This is a genomic window from Xenorhabdus griffiniae, assembly GCF_015163655.1.
Classification (GTDB): Bacteria; Pseudomonadota; Gammaproteobacteria; order Enterobacterales; family Enterobacteriaceae; genus Xenorhabdus; species Xenorhabdus griffiniae.
Genome location: NZ_JADEUF010000040.1, coordinates 23,723 through 30,998 on the forward strand (window position 1 = coordinate 23,723; position 7,276 = coordinate 30,998).

5 protein-coding genes are annotated in these 7,276 nt (G+C 41.8%); all 5 read right to left on the bottom strand.

Going from position 1 to position 7,276, the window contains the following annotated elements:
* Positions 1-544: 544 nt before the first annotated feature.
* Positions 545-1,552, bottom strand: a complete 1,008-nt coding sequence (gene cra, locus IQ211_RS08500; protein WP_189758533.1) for a catabolite repressor/activator — start codon at positions 1,550-1,552, stop codon at positions 545-547.
* 88 nt (positions 1,553-1,640) lie between these two features.
* Entirely contained in the window at positions 1,641-2,132 is a 492-nt protein-coding gene (gene ilvN / locus IQ211_RS08505) for an acetolactate synthase small subunit (RefSeq protein WP_189758534.1), read from the bottom strand.
* A gap of 2 nt (positions 2,133-2,134) precedes the next feature.
* The gene (ilvI, locus tag IQ211_RS08510) at positions 2,135-3,862 is read right to left on the bottom strand and encodes an acetolactate synthase 3 large subunit (RefSeq protein ID WP_189758535.1); all 1,728 of its coding nucleotides are present in this window, start codon (positions 3,860-3,862) and stop codon (positions 2,135-2,137) included.
* A gap of 198 nt (positions 3,863-4,060) precedes the next feature.
* Complete coding sequence (locus tag IQ211_RS08515; RefSeq protein WP_399477780.1) at positions 4,061-5,860, bottom strand: AMP-dependent synthetase/ligase; 1,800 nt, start codon at positions 5,858-5,860, stop codon at positions 4,061-4,063.
* 199 nt (positions 5,861-6,059) lie between these two features.
* Positions 6,060-7,007: a transcriptional regulator LeuO gene (gene leuO, locus IQ211_RS08520; protein ID WP_189758537.1), complete on the bottom strand. Its 948-nt coding sequence runs from the start codon at positions 7,005-7,007 to the stop codon at positions 6,060-6,062.
* Positions 7,008-7,276 lie beyond the last annotated feature (269 nt).

Below are 7,276 nucleotides of genomic sequence, written 5' to 3' on the forward strand. Positions count from 1 at the left end.
GCGCTTTAGCTAGATTTACAGAAAGATTCAGAAGAGAAAAAGAAGGATTTTTTAGTTTTGGCTATGTTAATAATAGATAACACTATGATAATTTTGAATAATTTAATAAATCTGTAGCGAGACTAATTTAGAATGGAATTTAGCCAATTAATTACCACTTAAATTAATTTATGCAACTCATATCTCATTGTTGATCAGTTGTTAATCATCATAACCTTATCAATAATAACTATATATTTAAGTTACAATAGCATAAAAAATAATAACATTTTGAAATTTTACATTTATCTGAAAACATAAAATGGTTATATATCAAACGAATAAAAAAATAATACCCAAATAACAAATAACATACATAAACAGTAACAATTTGTTACAAAATTATTCATCTTGTGAATTTAAATAACACATTATCGATTTTCACGGTCATCAAAAGCCGTTTAGAAGAATTTTAGTAAGAATAATCTCAAAATTACCTCAACAAGCGTATTTTGATGATTTTTGGCAGACAAACAGCACCCTCATCTTTAATGAGGGTACTCAATTAGGCTTTGCGGCTTAACTTACCACGACGGCAGAGATGACGACGCATTCGGGTTATTCCAGGGGTTGGACGTTGTTTTTCATTCAAACTGGCTAATACCAGTTCAAGGGCACGTTCAGCGACATCACGATGGCGTTGTGCCACCGACAATACCGGACATTCAAGGAAATCAAGCAACTCATGATCACCAAATGTGGCAATAACTAATTGACTTGGTAAACGACCACTGCGCTTGAGGAGTGTATCCATGACGCCCTGAAGTAACGCAAATGAAGTGGTATACAAAGCCTGAGGAACAGGGTTTGCTTCCAACCATGACGCAAATACTTCAGCCGCCGCTTCACGTTCATAGCTATTGGCATAAAGATAGTTTACTTCCCGTGGATCATGCTCCCATGCTTCGCGGAATCCTTGTTCACGCAAAAAACTGACCGATAATTCAGGCAATGCCCCCAAATAAAGGACAGATTCAGCCGGAAATTGACGCAACTCCTGTGCCAACATCTTCGCATCTTCGAGATCATCGCCAACCACACTGACAAAGTGTTCGCTGTCCAGAGCACGGTCAAGTGCGATAATTGGCAATGTGCGGTTTGCCCAGCGCTGGTAGAAAGGATGCTCAGGCGGTAAAGCAGTGGAAACAATGATCGCATCGACTTGACGTTGCAAAAGATGTTCAACACAACGCATTTCATTATCAGGCTGATCTTCAGAACAGGCGATCAATAACTGGTAGCCACGCTGCCGTGCCTGACGCTCAAGATAATTGGCAATACGTGTGTAGCTGGTATTTTCCAAGTCAGGTATGACTAAACCGATTGAACGGGTTCGCCCCGCCCGAAGGCCAGCAGCGACAGCATTGGGATGATAATTATGCTCCCTGACCACTGCCATCACTTTTTCTACTGTCTTATCACTGACCCGATACTGCTTGGCTTTACCATTGATGACATAACTGGCCGTAGTACGTGAAACACCTGCTAAGCGGGCGATCTCATCCAGTTTCACATTAACCCCTTAGTAAGATTATGAAAAAGCCCTACTTTACAGTAGGGCTCAATGAATATCTGTATTTTAACCCGCAGATTACGATTTTTCATCGCATAATTTTATCTCCGCGCGAAACACCAACTATACCCGATCGCGCGACTTCGACAATCTCTGCTACGTCTCTGACTGAATCAAGAAAAGCGTCCAGTTTTTCACTCGTTCCCACTAATTGAACAGTATAGAGTGTTGAAGTCACATCAACGATCTGCCCGCGAAAAATATCGGTGCTGCGCTTAATCTCTTCCCGTCCATATCCGCTGGCTTGTAATTTAACCAGCATGATTTCACGCTCAACATGAGGCCCTGCTGTTAATTCGTTGACTCGCAATACATCCACCAACTTATGTAATTGCTTTTCAATTTGCTCCAATACCTTGGCATCCCCTTTGGTTTGAATCGTCATACGTGACAATGTGGGATCATCAGTCGGAGCAACAGTCAAACTCTCGATGTTATAACCTCGTTGGGAAAACAAACCAACCACGCGGGATAATGCTCCCGATTCGTTTTCAAGTAATACAGACAAAATCCGGCGCATGATCAGGTCCTCTCTGTTTTGCTTAACCACATTTCATCCATTGCTCCGCCTCGGATTTGCATTGGATAAACATGCTCTGTCTCATCAACGGTAACATCCACGAAAACCAGACGTTGATTTTCAGTCACTTCATGCAGTGCCTGGGTGAGTTTCGCCTCCAACTCATCGTAAGTTTGGATGGGGATACCAATATGCCCATAGGACTCGGCCAATTTGACGAAATCAGGCAGGGATTCCATGTAGGATTGAGAATGACGCCCCGCGTATATCATATCCTGCCATTGTTTCACCATACCCAAGAAACGGTTATTCAGATTCAGTACCAGAACAGGCAAACCATATTGCAGGGCAGTAGACAATTCTTGAATATTCATCTGAATACTGCCATCCCCTGTCACACACACGACTGTAGCTTCAGGTTTTGCCAACTTCACTCCAAGCGCAGCAGGCAAACCAAATCCCATCGTTCCTAAACCACCGGAATTGATCCAATGTCTCGGTTTATCAAATGGATAATGCAAAGCCGCAAACATCTGATGCTGACCAACATCTGACGCAATATAGGCTTCCCCTTTGGTGAGACGATAAAGGGTTTCAATAACAGCCTGTGGCTTGATTTTTACTGTTGTGTGATCGTAATCAAGGCACTTGCGGCTGCGCCACTGTTCAATGGAAAGCCACCAATCTTTCAGGGCATCAGGATCTTGGGTATCTTCTATGGAATCCAATAATTCCAGCATCTGACCAAGTACCTGTTTAGCATCGCCAACAATAGGGATATCCGCCGTTACCGTTTTAGAAATTGAGGTTGGATCAATATCAATGTGTAATACGGTTGCTTCCGGGCAATATTTTTCCAAGTTATTGGTTGTTCGATCGTCAAAACGCACACCTATGGCAAAAATGACATCAGAGTTGTGCATCGCTTTATTCGCTTCAAAAGTCCCGTGCATTCCCAGCATTCCCAGACTTTGGCGATGCGTTGCAGGAAATGCGCCCAATCCCATCAACGTACTGACGACCGGAAGATGAAAATGTTCCGCTAACTTCAGCAGTTCAGTGGTACAGGCTGAATTTATGGCCCCACCCCCGACATAAATCACCGGTTTTTTTGCTGCCGCCAGCGTCTTCAATGCACGTTTAATTTGCCCTTTGTGTCCCTGAACAGTAGGGTTATAAGAACGCATGTTAATTTTTTCAGGATACACATAAGGGAATTTCAATGCAGGATTAACGGTATCTTTGGGAAAATCGATAACAACAGGCCCTGGCCGACCGCTTGCGGCCAGGTAAAAAGCTTTTTTAATGGTATCCGGGATATCTTCTGCTTTTTTTACCAGAAAACTGTGTTTCACGATGGGGCGGGAAATTCCCACCATATCGCACTCCTGAAAAGCATCATTACCTATCAGGGAACTGGCAACCTGACCAGATAACACGACCATAGGAATTGAATCCATGTACGCCGTTGCAATGCCCGTCACAGCATTGGTTGCCCCTGGCCCAGAGGTGACTAAAACAACTCCAACGTTTCCGGTACAACGCGCATAACCATCCGCCATATGAACAGCACCCTGTTCATGACGCACTAAAATATGTTCGATTCCCCCAATCGTATGCAGGGCATCATAAATATCCAGAACTGCCCCGCCCGGATAACCGAACACGTGTTCAACGCCCTGATCGATCAGCGATCTGACAACCATTTCGGCTCCTGACAACATCTCCATCGAGTTTGCCTCCAGGCTCTGTTTGCAAGTTAATCGTCGGAATTTCATAAGGTAACGAAAAAGTTACCTTATTTATTCCATTTCTTATTTATTCCATAACACTAAGTTAACTAACATAACGTTAGACACACGTGTTAGCAAACAACAATTTACATATTGAAAATATTTGTTGAAGAAGAGCCGAACTTTTACCTATTTTTAATCCTGATACATAGATTCAATTTCGCGCTGATAACGTTGAATAATAACTTTACGGCGTAATTTCAGTGTCGGTGTTAATTCACCTTTTTCCATTGAAAAAGTTTCCGGCAAAAGAATAAATCGTTTAACTTGATGGAATTTAACAATATTCTTTTGCATTTCCTTTAATCGCCGCTCAAACAGCTCGACAACCTGATGGTTACGCAGCAGCTCAAGACGATCACGATAATGGAGATTGATAGATTTTGCGTATTCTTCCAGCGCTTCATAACTGGGAACGATCAGCGCAGAAACAAATTGGCGGGCATCAGCAATAACGGCAATATGTTCAATAAAACGATCCTGCCCTAGCGTTCCTTCAATCATTTGCGGCGCAATATATTTTCCTGTTGATGTTTTCATTAAATCTTTCAGGCGCTCGGTAATAAACAGGTTACCACTATCATCCAGCTTTCCGGCATCACCTGTCCGCAACCAGCCATCTTCCGTAAAGGCATGGACAGTTTCCTCCGGGCGATTGAAGTACCCTTTCATGACAATAGGGCCACGCACTTGGATCTCCCCTTCCGCACTAATGCGAACATCAACATCAGGTAATGGCGTACCAATTGAGCCTAACAGATAATTTTTTTCTTCCCAGCAAGACACCGTGGCACAAGTTTCTGTCATGCCGTACCCATATTTGATATCCAGACCGATGGAGAGAAAAAAACGGGTAATGGCATCGTCAAGACGTGCTCCCGCCACGGGCAAGAAACGTACTCGTCCCCCTAAAAGACCACGGAGCTTATTCAACACTAGTCTGTCAGCCAATTGATAACTACCGCGCGTGAATGGACAACCTTTTTTGTTCTTCTGCCGACGCATCCAATGCTCTTCTCCCCGCTTCAAGGCCCAATTAAAAATCATCCTACGCCAAAAAGACGCACGGGAAACCTTTTCTAAGATCGCGCCATGCACTTTTTCATAAAAACGGGGAACAGAACACATTACCGTCGGACGCACATCTGACATGGCTTCACGCACAAGATTCGTATCTGTTAAATAGACGTTCAGAGCACCTGTGTGCATGACATAATAACTCCACGCCCGCTCAAAAATATGGGATAGCGGTAGAAAGCAGAGCGATACATCCTGGTTGGTCAATGTTAATCTCTGGTCATGCAGATAGAGCTGTGCCGCCATATTTCGGTAATCCAGCATCACTCCCTTTGGCTCTCCCGTTGTGCCAGAGGTATAGATTAACGTGAAAAGGTCGTTCAAATTCTGATCCGCAATACGGCGATGAAGTTCTGCCTGATATTGCGAATAATCATTGTCAATAAAAGCGGATAAATACAATGCTTGCGGGCATCCTTTCAAGTCAACAGATTCATCCATAACAATAAGATGAGCAAGCTTAGGACACAGTTCTAGCAATGTTATAGCAATGTCATATTGCTCCTGCCCGCCAACAAATAACACCTGTACGCCTGCATCATTAAGAATAAATGCAGCCTGATCACCCGTATTAGTCGCGTACAATGGCACTGTCACAGCCCGAAGCTGAAGAATAGCTAAGTCAGCCAATGACCATGCCATACAATTCTGCGCAAAAATACCCACTTTCCCCTGCACTTCTATTCCCAATGACAATAATGCTTTTGCCATAGATATTGTTGTGCATTCAACCTGCTGCCAATTCATTTCCAACTGTTCTGATGGTGACCACTGCCGAAAGGCAATTTTTTCTGGATATTCATTGAATTGTTGCTGCAAGCGATTAACCAAGTGATAGGCGTGCAGAGGATCTGTTATCACAATATATTCCTGTATAAATATTTCATTCAGCGTCTTTAGTAAGTGTATTACCTACTTTTCAGCTTACAGATGTTAGCTATTTTCGTGCAGTCTACCTATTCCGACTAAAAGGGGGAAGTCCATTTTTGAGAGAGCGCTATCCCAATATGCAACATAGGGATAGACTCTGATTTCATCTATTCTGCTTTAACGTGATCTATTCTTGCTCACCAAGATGGCTTAACAGTGATTTCATCCACTGATGGCCTTTATCCCGCTCTGTTGCACCATGCCATATCAAATAGCAAGGCCGAAAAATCGGACCATTGGGCAAAGAGACTGAACAGATATTTAACTGTTCGGAGTAATGATCAACCATCCATTTTGGTACTATGGCAACTAAATAAGTCTGGGAAACAATATTAAGAACGCTATTTAAATCCGTTCCCTGATAAGAAACAGAACGCGATAATTCATTATTTTCATAGTAAAGCTTACTAAATGAATCTATATTATCCAACGCAACGATAGCATGTCTTTCTTCCTGCAATTGTTGCTGAGTAATTCGCTCACTAATTCTGGGATGATGTTTAGATACAGCCAAGACCAATTCATCATTAAACAGAGAATAATTATGAAAGTCAGAACAATCCAATTGATTGTAGCTGATAACAAACTCTATTTCCTGATATTTTAATTGTTTCTCAATATCATCATTAATTTGTGTTTTAATAACAACTTCGATATTAGAATCATGTTTTTTTAGCTGTCCAACAATTTGAGCAGCTAAACGAATATCAAGAGGGCTACAAATAGAGAGATGAAATACTCTTGTGCTTTTGTTGGGATCAAATCCCACTCCAGGGAGTTCATTATGGACAATTTGCAGTGCCTGTCTCAGTGGCCCAAAAAGCTGTTTTGCTCTCGCCGTTGGCTGAATACCTCGGCCATAACGCACAAATAATTCATCACCAAACATGGTTTTCAAACGAGCGACAGCATTACTGACAGCCGGTTGTGACATTCCCAATGCCTGGGCTGCACGTGTAATATTCTGCATTTGCATCACAGTATCAAAAACAGTCAGCAAATTAAGATCCACACCACGCAATTGAATATCACATGATGCTTTTTTTTCTGTCGTTATTGAGTTGTATTCTGTCATTATTTCACTCCACTAAACTTATATACGCATTAAACTTCAAGTTGCAACTGACAACACTCTATGAAATCACACGCATCTTGAAGTTAGATTGGTATAGCAGTGTTCTCATTAAATATGGAAATTAATAAGATCAATTATCCCAATGCATTAGAAAATATATTGAGATTCATTCTTGTACAAAAAAATAAAATATGCATAACCAATACATTTTTATCTACGTAACCGTAATATTTTTATAGGTATGAATATTAACGTGTTATATATGAATG